Below are 21,151 nucleotides of genomic sequence, written 5' to 3'. Positions count from 1 at the left end.
GGGCCGGTGGCATTCAGTCGGATCATCCGCAACCTCGAGCGAATCAGGGCGGACACAGCTGCGGGCGATCAATGCCGCGCGCAGACCTACGAAATCTTTGCCGGCTCCTGGGGAGCAATCGAAGAGATGCGCGCCCACCCCATCGGCGTGGCGTTGAATGAGACGCCCAAGTGCGTCGCATCGACCACGCTCACCGCGCCGCGCTGGGAGGACACGACCGTCCTCCCCCGTGACCTTGCGGCGGCCATCGGCAAGCTGAAGGCCAAGCGGGCGGGTGAGCTGCAGGTGCATGTACGACCACGACCCGCCCGAGACTCCCGACGACGAGCGGCTCCGGCTGATCTTCACCTGCTGTCACCCGGCGCTCGCGATTCAGGTTCGCGTGGCGGTGGAAGTCACGCAGGGGCGGTGGTCAGAAGAGTGTGTTGCGGACCCGACCACGTGCGCGGCCATCCGGGCGGGACAGGGGGCTGCGGCGGACGAGGTTCGCGCGGGCGTCAGTGTCCGGGCAGTACACAGGCGGTATCGAGTCCGAGTACGTGGTTGAGGCGGCCGAAGGCCAGCCAGGAGCCGATGCTCATGCTGAGCTCCACCACCTCGGTCTGGGTGTAGTGCTCGAACATCCGGCCCCAGAACTCTTCGTCCAGATTGTGGTGGTCGGTGGCGTAGCGCTCGGCGTATTCGGCGGCCAGCCGGGTGCGCTCGTCGAATAGTTCGGTGGTCTTCCATTCGGTCACGGCGTCGGCGAACTCCTCTTCGACCTTCTCGCCGTCGCGTTCGGTTCGCCAGTCCAGACAGAATATGCAGCCGTTGATCTGGGCGATGCGCAGCCGGGCCGCCTCGAATTCGCGCAGTCCGAGAGTGGAGTGTTCGTACACCGACAGCGAGAAGGCGGACGCTGCAATGCCGATGCCGGGCACCATTTCGCCCCAGACGTAACCGATCGGATCCTTGCCCTCGGGGAGGTCGATGATCATGGATGCTTCCTTCCGAGCTTGCCGACTGCTGGACGCAGTGGCACATCTAATGCGTCGTAGAGTCCGGGTTCGGCCTCGACCAGCCAGTCGATCGCGCTCACCAACCGGCCGACCGCCGTGGCGTTTCCGCCCGCGGAGCGGTTGCCGCCCTCGTCGGTGGCCTCCACGCTCACTTCTATGCGGGGACGGCCCTCGATGATCACCCGGTGCGCGCCGTCGCCGTCCGGCGGTGTCGGCCAGTCGGGCGCGCAGCTCGGGTGAATGCGGGTGACGTGTTCGATAATGATCCGGGGCTCGCCCTCGATAATGCCCTGCACCTCGAACCGCACCGCACCCTGCGTACCCGCCTCGAATTCACCCATATGCGCCGTCTGCACCGTGGCATCGAGTGCACGCCGGTCCAATGTCTCCCGGATCTCGTCGAGCTCGACGCCGAGTGCGCGGGCCATCAGTCGAATCTGCCCGCCCCACACCATGGTCGGCACCGACGGAAGCAGCATCGGCGGCTGATAGTCCATAGGCTGGCCCATGCCGACCAGGTAGCGCACCGAATCCGGCTGGTCGTAGGTGGAGTAGTCGAAGATTTCCTGGCAGCGGACGACATCGACGGTGCTGCCGAGTCCGCTGATCAGCAGTGGCAGCACATCATTGCCCCAGCCGGGGTCGACGCCGGAGACGAAAAGTGAACCGCCGCCCTCGGCGATGGCCGCCAGCACCGGGTCGCGCAGTTCGGGCGGGGCGCTGCGCGGATCGTAGAGCGCGTAGAGCGCCGGCGTCACCACTACCGCGCCCGCCCGGATGGCGATGAGGATATCGGCGAGTGCGGCGTCGGGCCGGATATCGCCGGAAGCCGCGTAGACCACCGCGCGCGGACCTGTCGCGAGCACCGCCTCGATGTCATCGGAGGCGGCGACCCCGAGTTCGTAGTCGAGTCCGGCCAGCGCGCCCGCATCGCGCCCGACCTTGTCGGGATTGTGTACCAGCACAGCCGTGAGTTCGAGCGCCGGATGGGCATCGACGGCACGGATGGCCGCACGGCCGACATTGCCGGTGCCCCAGACGAGCGTGGGGATCATCGAGTGAGCGTAGCAAGCGCTTGGTTTGGTGTCCGGGATATGTGTAATCCCACAGTGGCACTTCCGAACTCGGTGGGATCCACGCTGTTGTGTCGGACCGGATATGCCGCGAGGCGCACGACATCCTCGTCTTCCCAATCGAGGAGGCGCTCGGCAGAAGTCCTCGTCGATCGGCTACGCGATCGCACCCTGGCCGGTGCCTACGTTCCGAACCCGCGGCATCCGGAACTCCTGGTGGCCAAGGCGGATTCGGATACCACGGCCATGGCGGTGAACGCGCCTACCGCCATACCGGATCCGCGGTGTGTGCGCGGACCATGCGGCGGCCGAGGATGAGAAGGAGGAGGCCGTCGGAGTGTGACGCCCGAGTGGGCGCATCCGGGGATATGGGGTACAGTTAGCGTCCAGCACACCGCTCCTCGGTGTCCCGGCCGCTCGGCCCCTTCATTCTTTTCGGTAACTCACAGTTAGTGTAACTGCGGGTTACACTAACTGCGTCTCCGTGAATGTCTCTCGCGGCCACCCCGAAATCGCGTCCGGAGCTGGCGAAGAACTCATCTTCATAACAGTCCTGGTACCCAGGAGCCTCGGCGGCCGGATTGGGCACCCGAGTCGGTCCGCGGCGAGTAGGTTGTACCGCGCCGCACAGCGCAGACACGGGCGATTTGCATCGCGGAAAGGCGGGACGCGACCGATGAACGAGCCGTATTCACAATGGCGCGCCCGGAATTCGATCGACAACCTACCGCTCGCCGCCCGCTACCAGACCGCTGACCCGATCCGCTGGAACGGCAGCATGGTCTACCCGATGTACAGCGAGCAGTTCGGTCCGGAGCCCACGCTGCTCACGATGGCGCTGCTCTCCGCCGCACCGCCGACCGGGCTCCGGGGGCACGGGATCGGTCTGTCGGTGATCGACGGCTACATCGGCCTCGACGGCAGGCAATTGGGTGGGGTCGATGTGTGGGGTGACGCCCTGCACGGCGGTGTCACCTTCGAACTGACCCCGACCAGCTCCAACGCACTGTTCACGGTGACCCCGGTCTGGGTGGATGCGACGGGTGCGCAGAAATCGTGGACAGGCAATTACGGCATTCTGATCGAGGACATACCGGACGGCCGAATTGCCCTGTGGTGCAGCGTCGGAGAGGGTCCGCCGAACTTCGCCAACCTGGTCGTGGGGATGTCTACCGCCGCAACCCCGCCCGCGGTCGTCCCGCCTCGCCCGGTCGCGGTCGTCACACAACCGGCGATCCGTCAGGCCGCGCCGCCATCCCCGGGGCCCGCTAGAGATACCAACGGCAACCATCCGGTCGCCGCGTCATCGGATGAGCCCCCGGTTCCGGCCGGTGCCGCCGAGCGCAACATCTTCGTGGCCGAATCCGAATCCATTGCGACAATGCCGCATCGGTTCGGTGAGCAACTGCGGTCGCTTGCGGCGGCAACAGCCCCCGCCGTCTCGCAGACCAACGGTATCGCCGATGTGCTGACACCCGCGGATTCCCGGGCGCCCGAGCCCTGCGCCGCGCCACCCTGCGATGTGCAGCGACCCGTCGCGCCGTCGAACGAGCCGGACCCCGGTTATCGAGGCGCGCTCTACGACCTGGGTGTCGCCATGTACAGCCGCGGCGAAGAAGATCAGGCATGTGGTCTGTGGGCGCAGGCCGCCGCCGCCGGGCACGCCGCCGCAGCCTACGACCTGGGCGTGGTCCGATTCCGGCGGGGCGAAATGGATCAGGCCGAACATTGGTGGCGTACCGCCGCCGATCGACGGGAATCACGGGCGATGGCGGGGCTGGCGGAGTTGCTCGACCGGCAAGGCAACCACGCCGAGGCCCGGATGTGGCGCACCTGCGCCGCCGAGGAACAAGCCTCGGCGGCCGATCAGTCGGTGAGTTCGGGCTGAGCCGCCCGCAATTCGCCGCGCGCACACATCAACGCGAACCCGAGTAGATTCAGGCCGCGCCACTGCTCCGGGTCCGCGACGCGCGGATCGTCGGCGGCCAGCCCGATCCCCCAGATGCGGTCGACCGGGCTGGCCTCGACCAGTACCCGATCCCCGGTGCCGAGCAGATACTCGCTCAGCTCCGCATGCTGACCGAATTTGGCCACGCTGCCCGCCACCACGATCTCGAAACGGTGTGCGTTCCACGCGGTCTCGTCGAAGTCGCGAACCGTGCGCCCGAGATCTTTGGCCTGTTTGGGATGTTCCGCCGCGAGCACCTGCGCGGCGGTCTCGGTATCGCCGAACAGCATCGCCTTGCGCCACATCATGTAATGCTCGGCGCTGCCGAAGGTATTGCCCGACACCGTGAACGGCGCGGGCCACCACTGACTCAGACATCCCGGCCCGATGCTGCCGTCGCGCTGCGGTCGATGTCCCCAGAAATACAGATACTTCACCCGGTTACCCGCGTCGACGAAGTCGACCAGTTCATCGACCGAACGCACATTCATGGTCGGTAGTCTGCCCGATGCCAGGTATCGCGCGCCTCCCGATATCGTGACCCGAATAATCACTTTCGAATCGGAGCGAGAGCGCGATAGGTTGTCGGCATGGGTGGCAATCCAGGCTCGAACGGAGCGTGCGCGGTCTGCGCTTACTACGTGCGGCTGCGCACGGCGGCCTGGGCTCTGCCAGCGCACCGCACCGTTCCGATGCACCGCTGATCGAACACCGACGTAGGTCGGTGCGTCGACACCGGGCCGTGGCGTCCGTCGCATATCCCGATCCGTGAATATCAACGCCTGACGCATCTTCGACGCGACACCGAGGTCCGAACCGGATCGGTTCCGGACCGTCTCGCCGCGTCCCGGCTCTATTCGGACGGCTCCCGCCTTTACGCCGTGCTCTGGCATGGGTCCGGGCGAATCACACCTCCCTGATTCGACCACTCCATTCGGAGGACACCCATGTCCCGCAATCGTTCCCTTCCGCGTTCCCGCGCGCCGCGTGCCGGCAGCACCCGGCGGCGGCTATCCCAGAACTTCCTCACCAATCCGGCCATCGCGGCCCGACTGGTGCGTTCCTCCGGTGTCGGCCCGGGCGATCTGGTCGTCGAGATCGGTCCCGGCGACGGGATGCTGACCGGACGGCTGCTCGCCGCCGCGGGCCGTGTGCTGGCCTACGAAATCGACGGCCACTACGCGGCCCGGCTGCGCGGCCGTTACGCCAGTGACAGTCGAATCCGCTGCTACCACAGGGATTTCCGCTCGGTCGAGGCGCCACGGGAACCGTTCATCGTGGTGGCCAACGTCCCATTCGCGAGCACCACCGACATCGTGCGCTGGTGCTTCGCGGCGCGGCATCTGACCTCGGCGACGCTGCTCACCCAGCGCGAATTCGCCCGTAAACACGCGGGCGACTTCGGCCGTTGGAGCAAACTCGGTATCACCCACTGGCCGACCATCGCACTCGAGTTGGGTATCCGCATCGACCGTCACCACTTCCACCCGATCCCCCGGGTCGATGCCGCGGTCCTGCATCTGCATACCCGTGCGCAGCCACTGCTTCCGGCGCAGGCGCTGCCCGAGTATCGGCGCATGGTCGAACTCGGGTTCTCCGGCGTCGGCGGTTCGCTCGCAGCATCGCTGGCACGCGAATTTCCGTCCCGGTCGGTACGGGCGGCGTGCTCCGAGGCGGGGCTCGCCCTCGACGAGCCGGTGGGCCTGGTCTCGCCCGACCACTGGATCCGCCTGTATCGGGCACTGCACTGATCATGTCCGGTCCGCAATGGCCTGTGCTCGCCGACCTTCATTCCGGCCGAAGACATCCCCTCGGTCATTGTCGCGCTGCGTGTGCTCTGCGTCGGCAGCGCATCGGCCTTCATCGGCGTCTACTGGCTGTTCCGGATGCTGGAACAGGATCTGGCCGCATTCGAGCGCATTGCCGCGCGCTGATCCGCTACCCGGGCTGGACCAGGGTGCGCTTGAGGATCTTTCCGGTCGCGTTGCGCGGCAACGCATCAAGGAAGGTCACATCACGCGGCACGGAGAACCGGCTGAGCCGATGGCGGATGTAGTTGCGCACCATCTCGCGGTCCAACCCGGATCCCTCGCGGGTGACCACGAAGGCGGCGAGGCGCTGACCGAATTCCGTATCGGGGACGCCGACCACGGCTACCTCGCTCACCTGCGGCAAATGCGAGAGCGCCTCCTCCACCGGACGCGGGAAGACATTCTCGCCGCCGGAGATGATCATCTCGTCGTCGCGACCCGCCACGAATACCAATCCGTCGGCGTCGATGTAGCCGAGGTCGCCGGTGTCGAGCATGCCGCCGGATTCCGTGGGCGGGGCGGCGTCGGTGTAGCCGTCGAAGAGCATGTGGTTGTTCACAAAGATGCGTCCGGTTACCCCGCGCGGCACCGGGCGCAGGTCCTGGTCCAGCACCGCGAGTTTGGTGCCCAGCGGCGGCCTGCCCGCGGTGGTCGGCGCGGCCCGCAGGTCGGCCGGGTTGGCGATGGTGGCCCAGGAAACCTCCGTGGAGCCGTAGACGTTGTAGAGGATGTCGCCGAAGTTGTCCATGAATCGCAGCACGGTCGAACCGGTCAGCGGTGCACCGCAACTCGCCACGATACGCAGACTGGAGGTGTCGTACCTGGCCCGGATATGGACCGGGAGATCCAGAATCCGGTTCACCATGATCGGCACCACGACCATGGCGGTGATCCCGTGTTCGGCGATGAGCCGCAGGCACTCTTCGGCGTCGAAACGCTCGGTGAGTACCACACTCGCCCGGATCGGCGTGCTGATCTGCAACGCGGCCAGGCCCCAGGTGTGGAAGAGCGGGGCGGGGATCAGCATGATCTCGTCCATCCGGAAAGGTATGCGCGACAGCAGCGCGGCCACCGTGCCGAACCCCTTGGGCTGGGGCCTGCGGGCGCTTTTCGGCGTGCCACTGGTCCCGGAGGTGAGCACGATCAAGCGGCCCGGATCAGGGGGGCGGGTGAACGATGGTGCGTCCAGCGCTATCAGGTCGCCGACGGTGGCCGGACCGTGCTGGGTGGGTGGCGATGTGGAGTACCGGGGAATCTCCGGTGCGACGTACCGGAGCAGCGGATCGAACTCGTCGTCGCGGAAGATGCCCGCGAGTTCGTGCCGCTCCACCACCTCCCCGAGCTGGCGGGCCGACAGTCCCGTGTTGAGCAGTACCGCGTCGACACCCAATTTGCCCGCGGCGACCATACATTCGACCATCGCGGCGCTATTGCGCGACAGCAGTCCGATCGCGGTCCCCGTATCGAACCCCAGCGAGGCCAACGTCGCGGCCAGCCGGTGCGTCCGCTGATGCACCTCGGCGAAGGTGTAGCTGCCGTCGGCGTCGATCACCGCGGGCCGCTTCGGGGTGTACGCCGCGGCCGCCGCATAGCCACCGGCCAGGGTGAAGCCCCATTTGGCCAGTCCGCCCAGCTGTTTGAGTCCGCGGTCGGGTCGGTAGCTCCGCACCACACCGGTGCTCACCAATTGCCGCGCGATGCCGACCTGGAGCCGAGCCACCGAATCCTCGCCGTTGACCAGCACAGAGCTCGGCGCACCGAGGATGGCGTCGGCGATTCGGTCCAAACCGGCGCGGGTCCAGGCGATCACGTCGCTGCGTTCGCGCGCGGCGATGGCCGCGTGGACGCGGCTCGCGCCGATGAAGGTGACGGTGACGCGGGTCGCGTCCACCATGCCCTCCCCGACGCCGAGGACGCTGTCGCGCAGCCGGATCGAGGCGAAGCTGCCGACCCTCGGACACTGTGTTTCGAAAATTTCGTGTTCCCGCGCGACGACGAGATGGATAGGGGGTACGGTGATTTCGGTGTCGGAGACCCTCGCGCGAACCATCAGAACAACTTGCGTTTCTGTTGCTTCCGCGCGCTCGGAAGTCCCGACCCCCTGAAACATTCGCGAGTAGGTCGGCGGCTCCATGAGCAGATCCCACATCGCAACGCGGTCGACGGCGAATTCCGCATCGACAGTGATGACATCGGTAACCAACGGCGTGCATTTCTCCCTGGTCGGCCCGAAAGGCACGGGTCGGCTTGGTTCCGTATTTGTACCCATCGGTAACAGTAAGGTCAAGGTCCGGCCCGTTGCCGAAAGATTGCTATCCCTTCTTCGGTATTCACACCCCGATTCGGCCCCGTGACGCGGGTCGACCGGCACAATGTGATCTAGAAGGCCACGCCGCCAGTCGTATTGCCGTGGCCGCAGAACGCGGGAGAACCATGAGCGCCAGAGCCGAACTGGAACGCGAATTGGGTGGCCCGCTGGCCGCCCTCGACCTGCTCTCCGAGCAAGAGACCAGCGAATTGCTGGCCATGTTCCGGGACGCGCAGCGGGTCGAGACAGCCATGCTCACCGAGTCCGTCGACGGGCTGGTCGGCGCGCTGCCGTGGCCGTTGCGCACCGCGGCGAAGAAGATCATGTTCGGAAATCGGCTCGGCTGATGACCGAATTCGTCACCCGAGCGCAGATCGTGCTGCTGGCGCGGACACTGCACGTGCCGGCGGACCGACTCGCACATCTCGAGAAACTCGGCGCTACGCAGCTGCACGAACTGCAACAACGCATGGCGAGCGTGATTTTCGAAGAGCACGCCGCCACATTCAAGCGCCTCAGCATGTTGGTGCCCGTGGTGCCGCTGAGCATCTCGATTCCGCTCGTGCAGCGGATCGTGCCGCCGTTGATCGCGGGCCGAGCGGCGGGTGCGGTCGGTGTCGACCACCCGAAGAAGGCCGCGGATGCCGTGGGGATGCTGGATCCCGGTTTCGCGGCCGACTGCGCGCCCTATATCGACCCGCACACGGTCGGGGAACTGGCCGATGTGGCGCCACCGGAGCCGATCGCCCGCATCGCCGACGAACTGATGCGCCGCGCCGACTACGTCACCGCTGGACCGTTCCTCGCCTACGCCACACCGCAATTGATCCGGGCGGTGGAGACCGGCGTCCCGGACGACGAGGGCCTGATCCGATCGGCCGCCTACGCCTTCTCCGGCTCGAATATCAGCAGTATCGTGCGCGAGCTACTAGGCGGCCCCGCGCAACGGATCCCGCGGATAGCCCGAACCGTGCTGGCCGGATCCGCCGAGCTGCAGTTGGCCGCCGTCTCGGTCTTCGCGCGCTGCGATGAGGATGTGATCGCCTCGGTCGGCGATATCCTCTTCGATATCGGCGCTGCCGAGGACATCACCGCGATGGCGGCCGCCATCATCGATGCGGGCGCCGTCCCGGAACTGCTGCGCTTCGTGGGACATCTGAGTCCGTCCGCGCTCGATATTTTGGCCGCCAATCCGATCACCGCCGACGAGACCAGAATGGCGGCGGTGATCGCGGTGCTCGACGGCCGCGCCGAACCCGCGCTGTGGCGCGGTCTGGTGAATCTGTTGGAGCGCACCGCCGCCGGGCTGCAACGCGGCCTTATCCGGCAGGTTATCGCCCTGCCCGAGCCCACGCTGGTGGCGATGGCCGCGGCGGGTACCGCCGCCCACCTCTGGCCCTCGCTGCTACGCGTACTCGCCGACGCCGATATGGACTCGCAGACGCGCCTCGGTGAGATCTGGGCGAAACTGCCCCCCGAGGAACGCGATGCCGTCGAGCGGCGCGTCCACGAGCTACACCTCGATACGAGGCTGGCTACGCTCACCGTCACATTGAACATCTACGGCTGACCACCGCCGTGCGTGTTCCGAACGAGCGGAACGCGCACGTGCGGTCCTACACCAGGGTGAAGTCCCGGGCTGCGATATAGGTGGGACGCGGCGCCGGGGCCGCGAACGGCCCGCCATGGTGTTCTCCACTGGTCGAAACGCCAAGGGAAGGAAAGGATCTCTCGAGCGCAGAAGGGTAAGCATGTCCTGAAACGTCACGCGTCAGCGTTGGCGATAGCCTTTCACACCGCGTCCTCGCGTGGTCGCATCGCTCACCGGCAACTCCGGAAGCCGATCGGCCGCGCCCGGACGGCGCCGACGAGTTCTATCGCTCACGCGCGGACGGCCGGGTACCCCGCGCGCCACGCGAGCTCACGGCCGAACTCACGCCAGATCGAGCATATGCCGTAGGTCGCTGTCGAGATCTCGTGCGAACCGCGTGTGCGTCTTCCACGGCGGTGGAGGATGAAGCGTCGTGACAGCCCGCGTCTCTACCGACGCTCAACTCCTACACCGGTCGGATTCAGCCCGATGCCACTGCATTCAATCGATTGCGGTTCCTGACCGAACCTCGCACCACCATGCGCCCTGTTCCCGGACCGCCAGCGCGACTCCGCGACATCACCGATATGGCCGACGCGCTCACCACCATCGTGTCGATGCTCGAGGACAGCGGGATGGAAGCGATCATCATCGACATCACCGGCCCCGAACACACCGCGCAGGGCCTGCATTGTGCCCGAGCCATCGTCCCCGGTGCCGTTCCTCTGACGTTCGGCCACACCAATCGACGACTCGACGGAATCCCCCGGCTATTTTCCGCCCCTCACCGCCTCGGGTTCACCCAACGCTCCCTCACAACAGGAGAGCTGAACTCGGACCCGCACCCGTTCGCATGACACGAAGGACCATGATGCACTTCATCTTCCTCGGCTGGAAGCTCCACCAACTCGACCAATCGGTTACCTTCGACGAGCTCCGGCAGTGGGTGGCCGACAAAGCACGTGGCGACTTCACCGGCTTCCCCGGTGTCCGATTGAAAACCTGGGTGTCCAACGAAGACTCGGGTGTGTGGGGGGCGATCTACATCGTTGACGACCCCGACGCCGTGAGCATGGACAAACTGCCGCGGCTTCCCAACGGCAAGACCGGCCCGATCGGGGTGCCGCCGCACTTCTCGACCGGCTGGCTCGACGTCGAGACCACAGTCTTCGGCGGCAATGACCCCACCGAGTTGCCGCGGTTCGGGCTGGTGCCCGAAACCACGACTCCAGCGGATCGGTCATCACCCGAGAGCTGACGCTGTCAGGCTGCCACCCTGCGAAACGTGCGCGTTCCCCACCAGAGCGCAGCGCCCATGATCACGACCGCGAACGCACTTCCGCGGGCGATCACCTCCAGGTCGAAGGTCCCATCGAAACAGGTACGGACCGCATCGACGATGTGTTTGGTCGGCACGAGGTTGGCGATCACCTGCAGCCACGTCGGAGCCATCGTCATCGGCAGGAAGATGCCCGACAGGAGCACGAGGACCATATTGAGCCCCTGCGTAATCGGGGACATCGCGTTGGCGTCCTTCATCGTGAGCCCCAACGCACACGAGGCCGCGGTGACCGCCCCAGCCAACAACAGCACCAGCGTGAGCCCGGCCACGACACCGCCGAATGACGATCGCATACCCATCACGTAGCCGATCGCGATCAATGCCAATGCCTGGGCGGTCACCAGCGTCACTACCCGCAGTATCCGTCCGACCAACAGTGCGGTTCGGCTTGCCGGTGTCACTCGTTCCGCTTCGATGACACCGTCGTGCAACTCCGTGATCACGAGAAACCCGGCGAAAGTAGCACCGAAGATGGCTTGCATGACCAACATCCCCGGCACGAAGAACGCGTTCGGGTCGGTGGTGCCGAGTTGATCTGTCAGCGGTGACAGCAACGGGCCGAACGCCACCAAGTAGAGCGCCGGATTGCTCATCGTGACCAGCAGCCACCCCGGATAGCGCAACATGATCCGCAGCTGCCGCCGATAGACAATGAAACATTCACGGACGAATCTCATGCCGGCACACCTCCGGCCCGGTCCTCGCGAAGAGAGCGGCCGGTGAGCTGGAGAAACACGTTGTCCAAGGTCGGCGGGTGTATCGATACCGATCGCAATTCGACGCCAGCCTGCTCGAATTGCCGCATCAGTTGCTGCACGTTCGTCCGGCCGTGACCGACGCTGGCACGCACGCGATACCCCTCCACGCTGATATGGTCGCCGGACCCTGTGATGGTCGATATCACCGCTACCGTGTTCGCGACCATCGCCATGTCCATGACCTCCATATCGAGCGTCTCCTCTCCATGGCGGGCTTTTAGCGCTTGCGGTGTGTCGTCTGCGATGATCCGGCCATCGTCGATGACGATCACCCGGTCGCTGAGCGCGTCGGCCTCGTCCAGGTAGTGCGTTGTCAGCAGCACGGTGACCTGCCGCTCGGCGCGCAACCGGCGGATGTGGTCCCACAGGTTGGCGCGCGATTGCGGGTCGAGCCCAACCGTCGGTTCGTCGAGAATCATCAGCCGGGGGCCGTGCACCATCCCGATGGCGAGGTCGAGCCGACGACGCTGCCCACCGGACATGCTCTTGCACTGCCGGGCCTCCAGCCCCTCCAGATCGAGTTGCCCGAACAACACCCCGGCGCTTCGGTGCGCCTCCTTCTTCGAAAGCCCGTACAGCATCGCGTGATCGATCACCTCGTCGATCGCCGTGGCCGCGGCATTTGTCGCCCCGGCTTGGGATACATACCCGATGTTGCGGCGCACTTGACGAGAGTCGGTAGCGATGTCGAACCCGGCGACGAGCGCTTCCCCCGATGTCGGTCGAAGCAGTGTGGTCAGCATCCGCAACGTCGTCGTCTTCCCGGCCCCATTCGGGCCGAGGCAGGACACGATCTCCCCCTCCGCCACGTCGAACGTCACCCCTTTCACCGCATGGACCATCTCCGTGTCGTCACCGCGGCGCCGTCGGGGTTGGAAGATCCGTTCGAGTTCACGTGCCTTGATCATCGGCTGTCATTCCCCTCCATTCCTGGTTCATACGGGCTCGAGTGCTCAAAAGACGATGCGCGACAGCGCCAGTCGCCACGCCGTCCGCAGCACGGCTATGTCGGGCTCGGAGATGACGTTCCGGTCGAACCTCCAGCGAGCAGTCATCTCCGCTGCCCGGGCGTGCATCGTCACAGTCAGGCCGATGACCGGGACGGGGGCTCCCGTGCCTGCGCTTCGTGCCGCCACAGACCATTCGGACTCGCCCGGCGCCTGCTCACGATGGAATGTGAATGACACCGGCGGCTCGGGTAACGCTCGCAAGATCGGTCCCGTCACCGGATCCGTATTCCGCAGCACCTGGTACCCCACGCCCGCGTTGGGCACCTGGTCGAGTTGGCGGTCGATCTCCTCGATGACCGAATGAACGGCATACCGGTTTCCCCGGAATGCCGCGTCGACGTCGACGCCTTCCAGGACCAAGTTCACCGGGAACGTGGTGACACCGCCGATAACGGCGGTCCGGTCGGGATCACGGTGGTTGCCCGCGCTCGGGACGTTGATCACGATGGAAGCCTCTGCGGGCGCGTCAGTATCAGGTGTATGCCGCGACCGCACAATCGCCATCGTCAACGCTGCCAATGGTGCCCGCGACCCTGGCGTGACCTGGTCACGAGGCGACCAGGAGTAGGTCTCCACGTACTCGACCAGATCCGTCTCGGGTGCCCGCATGAACTGGTCCGGGGCGCACAAGGCGTGTTGCAGCAATGTAGCTGCCCAGTACGCCGACTCGTCGCGCCTGCTCGGTCCCTCTGCTGGCACCGACCCGATCACAAGCGGTTCCTCACGATTACGCGAACCAAGTGCGGCAGGACGGCGCTGACATGCGGGTCGTCGTCCAGTAACACGAACGCCGAGGTGTACCCATTGACGCGCAGGGTTCGAACCAGGTCGTCCTGCCGTACGGCTGCAGTCCGCTGGGGTTTTCGACGCGGTCCACGCAGGTGGGCGGGGAGGTCGGGCACCGTAGCGGGACGGTAATCCGGTTCATTGTGCTGGATCGACTGCTGATGCCTGGTCGCGCTGAGGATCCCGTCCTCGACCGCTTGTGCAAGGTCGACGCCGCATCCGTAGGCGACGGTGACCCCCTCCAGGAGGACCGCAACGACCGGTGCGCCGAGCACCTCCGTAAGGTCGAACAGCCGCACCGGCACACGCATTGCCCCCAGCGCCGACAGGCCGTAGCGGCCGAGCGCGCCGACCGATGCTGCGGCGTCGACCTCCGGGAACTGGTAGTGGTCGTGGCGGCTCAGTGACGCGATGGTGATTGAACGACAATGATCGAGCAATCCTGCGATGACCGCGTTCTCGAGGGTGTCACCATATGCGACACCAACCGGCGGCCGACTCGGAGTGCCTTCTGCTCCGACCTCGCAGGCAGCGGCCACGCTCATCGTGACCGGTGCCTGGTCGTCGAGGCTGTACGCCAACACGGACCCTTCGCGCGGAGCTGCCAGCGCGGCATACGTTCGCAACGCTGCACGCGCGGCGGCCAGACGCGCCGATCCGGTGTCCTTGCCGACACCGAAAACCCGAATCGATGCGCTGCTGGTCCCGGCCGGGTCGGTGACGAGCGATTCACTGATATGGAGGGGCAGTTGGGCGTGCGATCCCTCGCTGACGGTGCCGATGACACCAGCGCGGTCATCGATGATCGTGACGACCCGGCGAGCAAAGTCCTCGTCGTGCAACACAGGCGTCGACCGCACCGTTGCCAGGCGCTGCAGCAAGAATTCCGGATCACGCGGCCGCGGCGTCAGACGGAGTGGAAGGTGACGATGGGTTGTGGTCTCCAATGTTTCGGTATCGATCCGCGCGGGGCGGCAATCAGAACCGTCACGGTCGATCGATGTCGTGAACCGCGTCAACGTCCGGGACAGATAGGCGGCGACCGCGGCAACAGCAGCAGCCTCATAAGAACCCGACGGGGCCGCACAGTCGGCGGCATCCAACCGCGGACGTATTTCCATAAATGTGACACCGGGCGGGGCGATCCACACCCACGACCTTCCGACCGCCGCCAGCGTAAGTGGCACGTTCCGGCGTCGGCACCAGTGTTCAACAGCTGCGATGCTGTCGGTATCGGTGATCGGCAGGCAAGCAACCGCGCAGGCAGCGGGGAGGTCGACAGTGTCCAGCGCGGCGGTATCGACACACGTTGTCTCGATTCCGGAATCCCGGCAGGCCACAGCCGCCGCTTCGGCGATCGGACCAGTGCCGATGACGATCGCCGAGGCTCGCCGCAACGCACCGAGCACGGCAGTGGGGTTCGCATCGAAGTAGCCGATCAGATCGGATTCCGGATCATCGTGCGTGTGCATGTCGTCGGCTGCGATCTGTTGGACCAGCCCAAGGTCGACCAGCAGTGCAATCAGCTTCTCCGCGAAACGTCGATGTTGGTGCGGGAACGGCCTTGTGAGCTCACGTAGCGTGTTGTGCCCGTTGAGCAATGGGGTGAGTAGAGTCATCCAGTCGTCGGCGTCAGGGACGGTCCGCATGACGAATCCGCGGTGCGAGAGCACCGCGAGTCGATCGTCGGCGGCTACATAAAAGGCGTTCGTCCGCAGCCGCAACAGTGGTTCGCCTGTGCCGGTGTGGGATCGCGCTGTTTCGCGCTTCTCGCCTTCTCGCACTCCGGCTCGACTTGCCCTAGCCGTCATTTGCGCCTCGGCGCAGACATCCTGGGCTGCAGCTCCTCTGGTCTCCTCGTGCGCCCCGAACCGCGCGGGGGTGCCCCCAGTAGAGCTGTCGTCGGGAGATCGCCCGGCGTAATTCAGCACGTTCCCCTCCGGGCCGTCGCATCCGATGGTTCGCTGCGCCGCCTTCTAGCAATCCGCAGGGAACCAAACCCCAACTGGCGCATGTGGCCGACCACTTCATGGACATGGCATTGGTGCGGGGCTCGTCCGTCGTGCTGGCGGTTATCACCCGGTCCGGGGATCTGTCGTGCGTCGCGCCGCGCACAACAGACTTCTTCTCCAGCAGCGTGCCCTCCCACACCCGTGCCCGCACGACCTCGAGCCAGACGGGCACGTCTTCGCCGTCGAGAATGGGCGGGGCCGACTCGCGCCGCACGCATCCCCTGCAACGCCAGCCTGTGCTTCGCCGCCTCGACCGCCATCGCGTCCATGCTGACAGCTCGCCCCAAGCGAGCATCGTTGGTAACCAACGGTGAACCCCCCTCTGCTCCCCTCGGTCACCAAGCTATCACCGCCCACCGACATCGGCAGCTGAAATTTCTCGGGCGACGGGATCCCTCAGGTGGTGATCGCCCCTCAAAACCGCTGCTGTTCCTTGGCGCCAGAAGCGGGAGTTTCGGATCAACGGTGGATCCGATCTCGGTGTGGGCTAGTTGTTGCGGGTCATGACGTTGGTGACGCTCACCGTCACGTTGAACATCACCACGGCCGTGCGTGTTCCGAACAGACGGAACACGCACGGCGTGCGGTCCTACACCGAGGTGAAGTCCCGGGCCGCGATATAGGTGGGACGCGGCGCCGGGGCCGCGAACGGCTCCACCAAGGTGTTCTCCACGCTGTTGAACACCAGGAAGATATTCGAGCGCGGGAACGGCGTGATGTTGTTGGACGAGCCGTGCATGATGTTCGAGTCGAACAGCAGCGCCGAGCCGGCGCGTCCGGTGAACTGCACGATCCCGTGCCGGTTCGCCAGCTGCGCGATATCGGCCGGGGACGGCACCCCGATCTCCTGCTCCTGCAACGACTCCCGGTAGTGCTCCGCCGGTGTGCTGCCCTGGCACCCGACGAAAGTGCGATGCGAGCCGGGCATCACCATCAGGCTGCCGTTGACCGGATAGTTGTCGGTCAACGCGATGGACAGGCTCACCGCCCGCGGCGCCGGCATGCCGTCCTCCGCGTGCCAGGTTTCGAAATCCGAGTGCCAGTAGAAGCCGGTGCCGCGAAACCCGGGCATGTAGTTGATCCGGGTCTGGTGCAGATACACCTCCGAGCCGAGCACCTGTCTGGCCATTCCCGCGATCCGTGGTTCGCGGACCAGATCCGCGACCGCGGTGCTGAGCCGGTGCACCTCGAAGATCGAGCGCACCCGCCGTGAGGACTTCTCCACGATCAGCCGATCATCGTCGGTCAGGTCGGGATCCGCGGCGAGGCGGTCGATTTCGGCGCCGAACTCGGCCACTTCGCCCGGGGCCAGCAGGTCCTCGACGGCGGCGAAGCCATCGGTCCCGAACATCGCCAGTTCCGGACTCTGTACCGCATCCCACACCGTGGGATCGGGCCGCTCCAGGTGCGGACCCGGCTCACGCAGCCGGGTCGGATAGCGGTCGGCCACCTCGGACAACTGCTGCATTGTCATTCGCATTCACCCGGCCTGCGCGACGATCAGCGGGTAGACCCCGTCGCTGTCGTGGACCTCCTGCCCGGTGACCGGAGGATTGAACACACACATCATCCGCATCCGGGCGCGGGCGGTGAGGCGGTGTCGTTCGTGGTCGTCGAGCAGATACATCGAGCCGGGGGCGAGTTCGTAGGTGACGTCGTTGTCCAGATCGTGCAGCGTCCCTTCCCCCTCGATCAGCCATACCGCCTCCACGTGATGGCGGTAGTGGAACTCGTGTTCGGTGCCCGCGTCGATGGTGGTCTCGTGGAAGGAGAATCCGACGCCGTCGCCGCCGAGCACGATGCGCTTGCTGCGCCAGCCGCGCCCCTCGACATCGCGTTCGGTGCCGGTGATTTCGGCCGTGGTCCGTACGATCACGCCTGCTCACCGCCTTCCGCCGGGCCGCGGTGGTGCAGTCGGCCCCAGCCGGTGCTGACCGTGTCGATCGCGCCGGTCAACAGGTCGAGGCCGCGATCGATCTCCTCCTCGCTGACGGTCAACGGTGGCAACAGCTTCACCACCTCGTCGCTGGAACCGGAGGTCTCCACGAGCAGACCGCGTTCGAAGGCGACCTGGCACACCTTGCCCGCCTGCGACGGGTCGTCGAAGGCGATGCCGTGCACCAGCCCGCGGCCCCGGGTCGAGATGCCGGGGAAGTGCTCGGCGACCTGCGCCAGCGTCTGCCCGATCCGCATGCCCTTCGCCTCGGTCGCCGCTTGGAGCAGGTTATCGGACCAATAGTGTTGCAGCGCGGCCTGCGCGGTGACGAAGGCCGGGTTATTGCCGCGGAAGGTGCCGTTGTGCTCACCCGGCGTCCACTGGTCCAGCTCCGGCTTGAAAAGCACCAGCGCCATGGGCAATCCGTAGCCGCCGATCGACTTCGACAGCGTCACGATATCGGGCGTGATGCCCGCGACTTCGAAGGAGAAGAACGGACCGGTGCGTCCGCAGCCCATCTGGACGTCGTCCACGATCAGCAGGATCTCGCGCTCCGCGCAGAGCTCCGCCAGATGCCGAAGCCATTCCGCACGTGCGACATTCACGCCGCCCTCACCCTGTACGGTCTCCACGATGACTGCCGCGGGCCGGTCGAAACCGGAGGAGGAATCGTCGAGTACCCGCTCCATCCACTGGAAGTCCGCGGTGGTGTTGTCGAAGTAGCCGTCATAGGGCATATGCGCCGCGTGCACGAGCGGTACCCCCGCACCCGCTCGCTTGGCGGCATTGCCGGTCACCGAAAGCGCGCCGAGCGTCATGCCGTGGAAGGCGTTGGTGAAGCTCAGTACGGTCTCACGGCCGGTGATCTTGCGCGCCAGCTTCAGCGCCGCCTCCACCGCGTTGGCGCCGGTCGGGCCGGGAAACTGCACCTTGTAGTCCAGGCCGCGCGGGGCGAAGACGGTGTCGCGCAGCGTTTCCAGCAGCCCGCGCTTGGCCGCGGTCGACATATCCAGACCGTGCGTGATGCCGTCGCCCGCAATGTAATCCAGTAGCGGCTGTTTGAGCACCGGGTTGTTGTGGCCGTAGTTGAGCGCCCCCGCGCCCGCGAAGAAGTCGAGATATTCCTTACCGTCCTCGTCGCGCAGCCAGCTGCCCTTTGCGGTGGTGAACACCGCGGGCCACGCCCGGCAGTAGCCGCGGACATTCGATTCGAGCTGGTCGAAAATGGTGGTCTCGGCGGTGATCATCGACGTTCCTCCTGGTTGGGCGGGGTGATGCGATACAGGTCCTCGGCGGCGTGCCGGTCGGGGAAGACGCCCGGATCGAACAGCGGCTGCCGGGTCATCCGGGCGCCGCGGCGGCGGGCCACAGCGGCGAACATCGCGATCGACGCCGGATTGTCCGGCGAGACCGTGGTCTCGAGGGTCGAAACGCCGTGCGGGGCAACGGTGTCGAGAAGCTGTCGGATCAGTGCGGTCCCGGTGCCGCGCCCCTGTTCGGAGCGCTGGACCGCGACCTGCCAGACGAAGACCGTATCCGGCGACTGCGGACGCAGATAGCCGATGACGAAACCCACCACCCGGCCGTCCACCTCGGCGACCACGGAGGTGCCGGTGAAATCCCGGCACCACAGCAGGTAGGCGTAGCTCGAATTGGTGTCGAGCACATGCGAATCCTTCGCGATCCGCCAGATATCGGCGGCGTCGCCGACCCGTGGAGGTCGCAGCACCGTGGTGGCGAGCCGGTCGGATTCGAGCCTGGTCGAATCGATCGTTTCCGTGGACAAAGTTGGTAGTGACATACAACTCCCAGGTTGGGTCTGCAGTACTTGTCCAGGCTTACGAACCAACTTTGAGGTGAAGTGGTCGATCTCTTTGCGGTTGTATTACGAAATGATCACATCCGCAGGCGGCGGGCCATTTTTTGTGACGAGTTCAACGTTTGAAATGAGTTCAACGCTGAATGTCGAGTCGATATCCGAGTCCGCGGACGGTGACGACAATGCAGGGGGCGGAGGGGTCGCGCTCGATTTTGGTTCGGAGCCTGCGCATGTGGACGTCGACGATCCGTTCGTCGCCGAAAAATCCGTCGTCCCAGACTCGTTCGAGTAGCACCGTACGGCTCAGCACCCGGCCGGGGCTTTCCGCCAGTTCGCACAGCAGCCGAAATTCGGTGATGGTGAGCCGGATCTCCTCATCGCCGCGGCGCACCGCGCCGCCGTCGCGATCCAGTACCAGTGGCGCGTCGGAATGGGCGTCGAGGATGAGTTCCCTTGCCGCCGTTTCGCGTTCGGAGGTGAGCCGAGCCCGCCTGCGTAGCGCGCGCATCCGGGCGGAGATCTCCTTGATCTCGAACGGTTTGGTGACGTAGTCGTCGGCGCCCGCCTCCAATGCGGCCACCACGTCGTGGGTGTCATCGCGGGAACTGACCACGATGATCGGCACATCGTGTTCGCGCCGGATTTCGCGGATGCAGTCGAAACCGTCCATATCGCCGAGCATCAATTCGACGATCATCACATCGGGTGCGCCGTTGCTGCGCAGATGGGTGAGCGCACCTTCGGCCTCCTGGGCTTCGGCGACGTCGTAGCCCTCGTCTTCCATGGCCACCCGTAGTGTGCCCCGGACCTCTTCGTCGTCGTCCACGATCATCAGGTTGGCCGTCATGACCGCACCTCGCTGCGCACTCGAGACCTCATCCCTTGCAGACGCGCGGATGTGCGACGCGATGCGGAGATCGCATCCCCATACCGACGCGACATTCCGCTTTCCAGCAACTTGCCAAGCTACCGAATACCCGTACCGACCGTTCGGTAAACGGCGGGTATCGCCGCAGGTCAGCGCGGTGTGCGCGATGGGGCTATGGCCGAGGTTACACGATCGCGCAGTCCGGCTCATCAGTGGTCGGGTGGCCGTTCGAGTCGGTTGAAGTTGCTGCGACGGCCGTCGGGCCCCTGTTCCTGATATCGGAACTCGAGGCGGCCCGCATCGAAGGTGGCGAACCATTCATCCCAATCCACCGGCCGCAGCACGGCGCCGCCGTAACCGGGAAAGTCGAAGCGCAGGACACTGAGATGGCCGTTGTACTCGCTGCCCGGCATGGTGGCGGGTCGGGCGCCGCGCTGTTCGGCCCAGCGACGGATGACGTCGTGATTGCGGGTGACGTGGGTCCGGCCGGCATGCGTGGCCGACTCGGTGAGCTGCTTTTCGCCCGGCGGGTCGACGTGCTGGGCAGCGGGTAGCGATCGCGAGAAACCCGGCCCGGGGTGCGGATTCCGGGTGCTCGGCCGTCGCTGGTAATTCATGACGACCCTCCCTGAGCCCTGAATGACGTTATCCGGTTGGTTTCTGCGTACCCGGTGCGCGAAGTGGACAAACTCGGTCGCGGATGTGACCTGCGCCGCGAAAGTCCAGACCGTGAATACATCACGGTCCGGCGGGTTTGTCCGCCGTGGCCCGGGTACCCGGAACACATGATCGATATGCACGGATATGCCGCCCGACCGGAAGTTCATCCGGAATCGGGGCAGCCGGTGCCGCCGATCCCCGACCCCGTGCCCCCGGTGCCGACCCCGGATC

At 65.8% G+C, this 21,151-nt stretch carries 20 protein-coding genes; 6 read left to right on the top strand and 14 right to left on the bottom strand.

Going from position 1 to position 21,151, the window contains the following annotated elements; genetic code table 11:
- Positions 1–497: 497 nt before the first annotated feature.
- Complete coding sequence (locus AB0H61_RS28360) at positions 498–977, bottom strand: carboxymuconolactone decarboxylase family protein (RefSeq protein WP_357310350.1); 480 nt, start codon at positions 975–977, stop codon at positions 498–500.
- Positions 974–2,053 (bottom strand): dihydrodipicolinate reductase, encoded by a 1,080-nt coding sequence (locus tag AB0H61_RS28355; RefSeq protein ID WP_357310347.1) that lies wholly within the window; start codon positions 2,051–2,053, stop codon positions 974–976. Before AB0H61_RS28355 ends, AB0H61_RS28360 begins: the two co-directional genes overlap by 4 nt.
- Before the next feature lie 694 nt (positions 2,054–2,747).
- On the opposite strand from AB0H61_RS28355, the gene AB0H61_RS28350 reads away from it, so the two are divergent.
- On the top strand, positions 2,748–3,959 hold the full coding sequence (locus tag AB0H61_RS28350) for a tetratricopeptide repeat protein (RefSeq protein ID WP_357310345.1): 1,212 nt from the start codon (positions 2,748–2,750) through the stop codon (positions 3,957–3,959).
- Here the strand turns inward: AB0H61_RS28350 and AB0H61_RS28345 are convergent.
- Positions 3,938–4,510 (bottom strand): NADAR family protein, encoded by a 573-nt coding sequence (locus AB0H61_RS28345; protein WP_357310343.1) that lies wholly within the window; start codon positions 4,508–4,510, stop codon positions 3,938–3,940. The two genes, AB0H61_RS28350 and AB0H61_RS28345, sit on opposite strands and share 22 nt — an antisense overlap.
- A 456-nt stretch (positions 4,511–4,966) precedes the next feature.
- Between AB0H61_RS28345 and erm the strand changes: the two genes are divergently transcribed.
- On the top strand, positions 4,967–5,770 hold the full coding sequence (erm, locus tag AB0H61_RS28340) for a 23S ribosomal RNA methyltransferase Erm (protein ID WP_357310341.1): 804 nt from the start codon (positions 4,967–4,969) through the stop codon (positions 5,768–5,770).
- 187 nt (positions 5,771–5,957) lie between these two features.
- On the opposite strand, the gene AB0H61_RS28335 is transcribed toward erm, so the two are convergent.
- Positions 5,958–7,979: an AMP-binding protein gene (locus AB0H61_RS28335; protein ID WP_357310495.1), complete on the bottom strand. Its 2,022-nt coding sequence runs from the start codon at positions 7,977–7,979 to the stop codon at positions 5,958–5,960.
- A gap of 284 nt (positions 7,980–8,263) precedes the next feature.
- Between AB0H61_RS28335 and AB0H61_RS28330 the strand changes: the two genes are divergently transcribed.
- The 4 genes from AB0H61_RS28330 to AB0H61_RS28315 all read left to right on the top strand — a co-directional run bounded on the left by AB0H61_RS28330 (position 8,264) and on the right by AB0H61_RS28315 (position 10,987).
- Positions 8,264–8,485 (top strand): hypothetical protein, encoded by a 222-nt coding sequence (locus AB0H61_RS28330; protein ID WP_357310338.1) that lies wholly within the window; start codon positions 8,264–8,266, stop codon positions 8,483–8,485.
- On the top strand, positions 8,485–9,708 hold the full coding sequence (locus AB0H61_RS28325) for a hypothetical protein (protein WP_357310336.1): 1,224 nt from the start codon (positions 8,485–8,487) through the stop codon (positions 9,706–9,708). Before AB0H61_RS28330 ends, AB0H61_RS28325 begins: the two co-directional genes overlap by 1 nt.
- Positions 9,709–10,238: 530 nt before the next feature.
- Positions 10,239–10,586, top strand: coding sequence for a YcaO-like family protein (locus AB0H61_RS28320; RefSeq protein ID WP_357310334.1), 348 nt, complete (start codon positions 10,239–10,241; stop codon positions 10,584–10,586).
- Between the two features lie 11 nt (positions 10,587–10,597).
- Complete coding sequence (locus AB0H61_RS28315) at positions 10,598–10,987, top strand: hypothetical protein (RefSeq protein ID WP_357310332.1); 390 nt, start codon at positions 10,598–10,600, stop codon at positions 10,985–10,987.
- Positions 10,988–10,992: 5 nt separating this feature from the next.
- On the opposite strand, the gene AB0H61_RS28310 is transcribed toward AB0H61_RS28315, so the two are convergent.
- The 10 genes from AB0H61_RS28310 to AB0H61_RS28265 form a co-directional block, all read right to left on the bottom strand.
- Positions 10,993–11,748 carry an ABC transporter permease gene (locus tag AB0H61_RS28310; protein ID WP_357310330.1) on the bottom strand — a complete coding sequence of 252 codons (756 nt, stop codon included), beginning with the start codon at positions 11,746–11,748 and terminating at the stop codon, positions 10,993–10,995.
- Positions 11,745–12,737: an ATP-binding cassette domain-containing protein gene (locus AB0H61_RS28305; protein ID WP_357310328.1), complete on the bottom strand. Its 993-nt coding sequence runs from the start codon at positions 12,735–12,737 to the stop codon at positions 11,745–11,747. The genes AB0H61_RS28310 and AB0H61_RS28305 overlap by 4 nt, the downstream gene beginning before the upstream one ends.
- 45 nt (positions 12,738–12,782) lie before the next feature.
- Positions 12,783–13,538, bottom strand: coding sequence for a hypothetical protein (locus AB0H61_RS28300; RefSeq protein WP_357310325.1), 756 nt, complete (start codon positions 13,536–13,538; stop codon positions 12,783–12,785).
- Positions 13,539–13,546: 8 nt separating this feature from the next.
- Positions 13,547–15,274, bottom strand: a complete 1,728-nt coding sequence (locus AB0H61_RS28295) for a YcaO-like family protein (protein ID WP_357310323.1) — start codon at positions 15,272–15,274, stop codon at positions 13,547–13,549.
- 952 nt (positions 15,275–16,226) lie between these two features.
- The gene (gene thpD / locus AB0H61_RS28290; protein WP_357310493.1) at positions 16,227–17,105 is read right to left on the bottom strand and encodes an ectoine hydroxylase; all 879 of its coding nucleotides are present in this window, start codon (positions 17,103–17,105) and stop codon (positions 16,227–16,229) included.
- 12 nt (positions 17,106–17,117) lie between these two features.
- On the bottom strand, positions 17,118–17,513 hold the full coding sequence (locus AB0H61_RS28285; protein WP_357310321.1) for an ectoine synthase: 396 nt from the start codon (positions 17,511–17,513) through the stop codon (positions 17,118–17,120).
- Positions 17,510–18,820: a diaminobutyrate--2-oxoglutarate transaminase gene (gene ectB, locus AB0H61_RS28280; protein WP_357310319.1), complete on the bottom strand. Its 1,311-nt coding sequence runs from the start codon at positions 18,818–18,820 to the stop codon at positions 17,510–17,512. The genes AB0H61_RS28285 and ectB overlap by 4 nt, the downstream gene beginning before the upstream one ends.
- Complete coding sequence (ectA, locus tag AB0H61_RS28275; RefSeq protein WP_357310491.1) at positions 18,817–19,302, bottom strand: diaminobutyrate acetyltransferase; 486 nt, start codon at positions 19,300–19,302, stop codon at positions 18,817–18,819. The genes ectB and ectA overlap by 4 nt, the downstream gene beginning before the upstream one ends.
- A 223-nt stretch (positions 19,303–19,525) precedes the next feature.
- On the bottom strand, positions 19,526–20,239 hold the full coding sequence (locus AB0H61_RS28270) for a response regulator transcription factor (RefSeq protein ID WP_357310317.1): 714 nt from the start codon (positions 20,237–20,239) through the stop codon (positions 19,526–19,528).
- A 230-nt stretch (positions 20,240–20,469) separates the two neighbouring features.
- On the bottom strand, positions 20,470–20,877 hold the full coding sequence (locus AB0H61_RS28265) for a hypothetical protein (RefSeq protein ID WP_357310315.1): 408 nt from the start codon (positions 20,875–20,877) through the stop codon (positions 20,470–20,472).
- Positions 20,878–21,151 lie beyond the last annotated feature (274 nt).

The organism is Nocardia sp. NPDC050710, from assembly GCF_040654375.1.
Lineage (GTDB): Bacteria > Actinomycetota > Actinomycetes > Mycobacteriales > Mycobacteriaceae > Nocardia.
The sequence above is the reverse complement of the archived record's forward strand: the minus strand, read 5'-3'. Positions and strand labels throughout refer to the sequence as shown.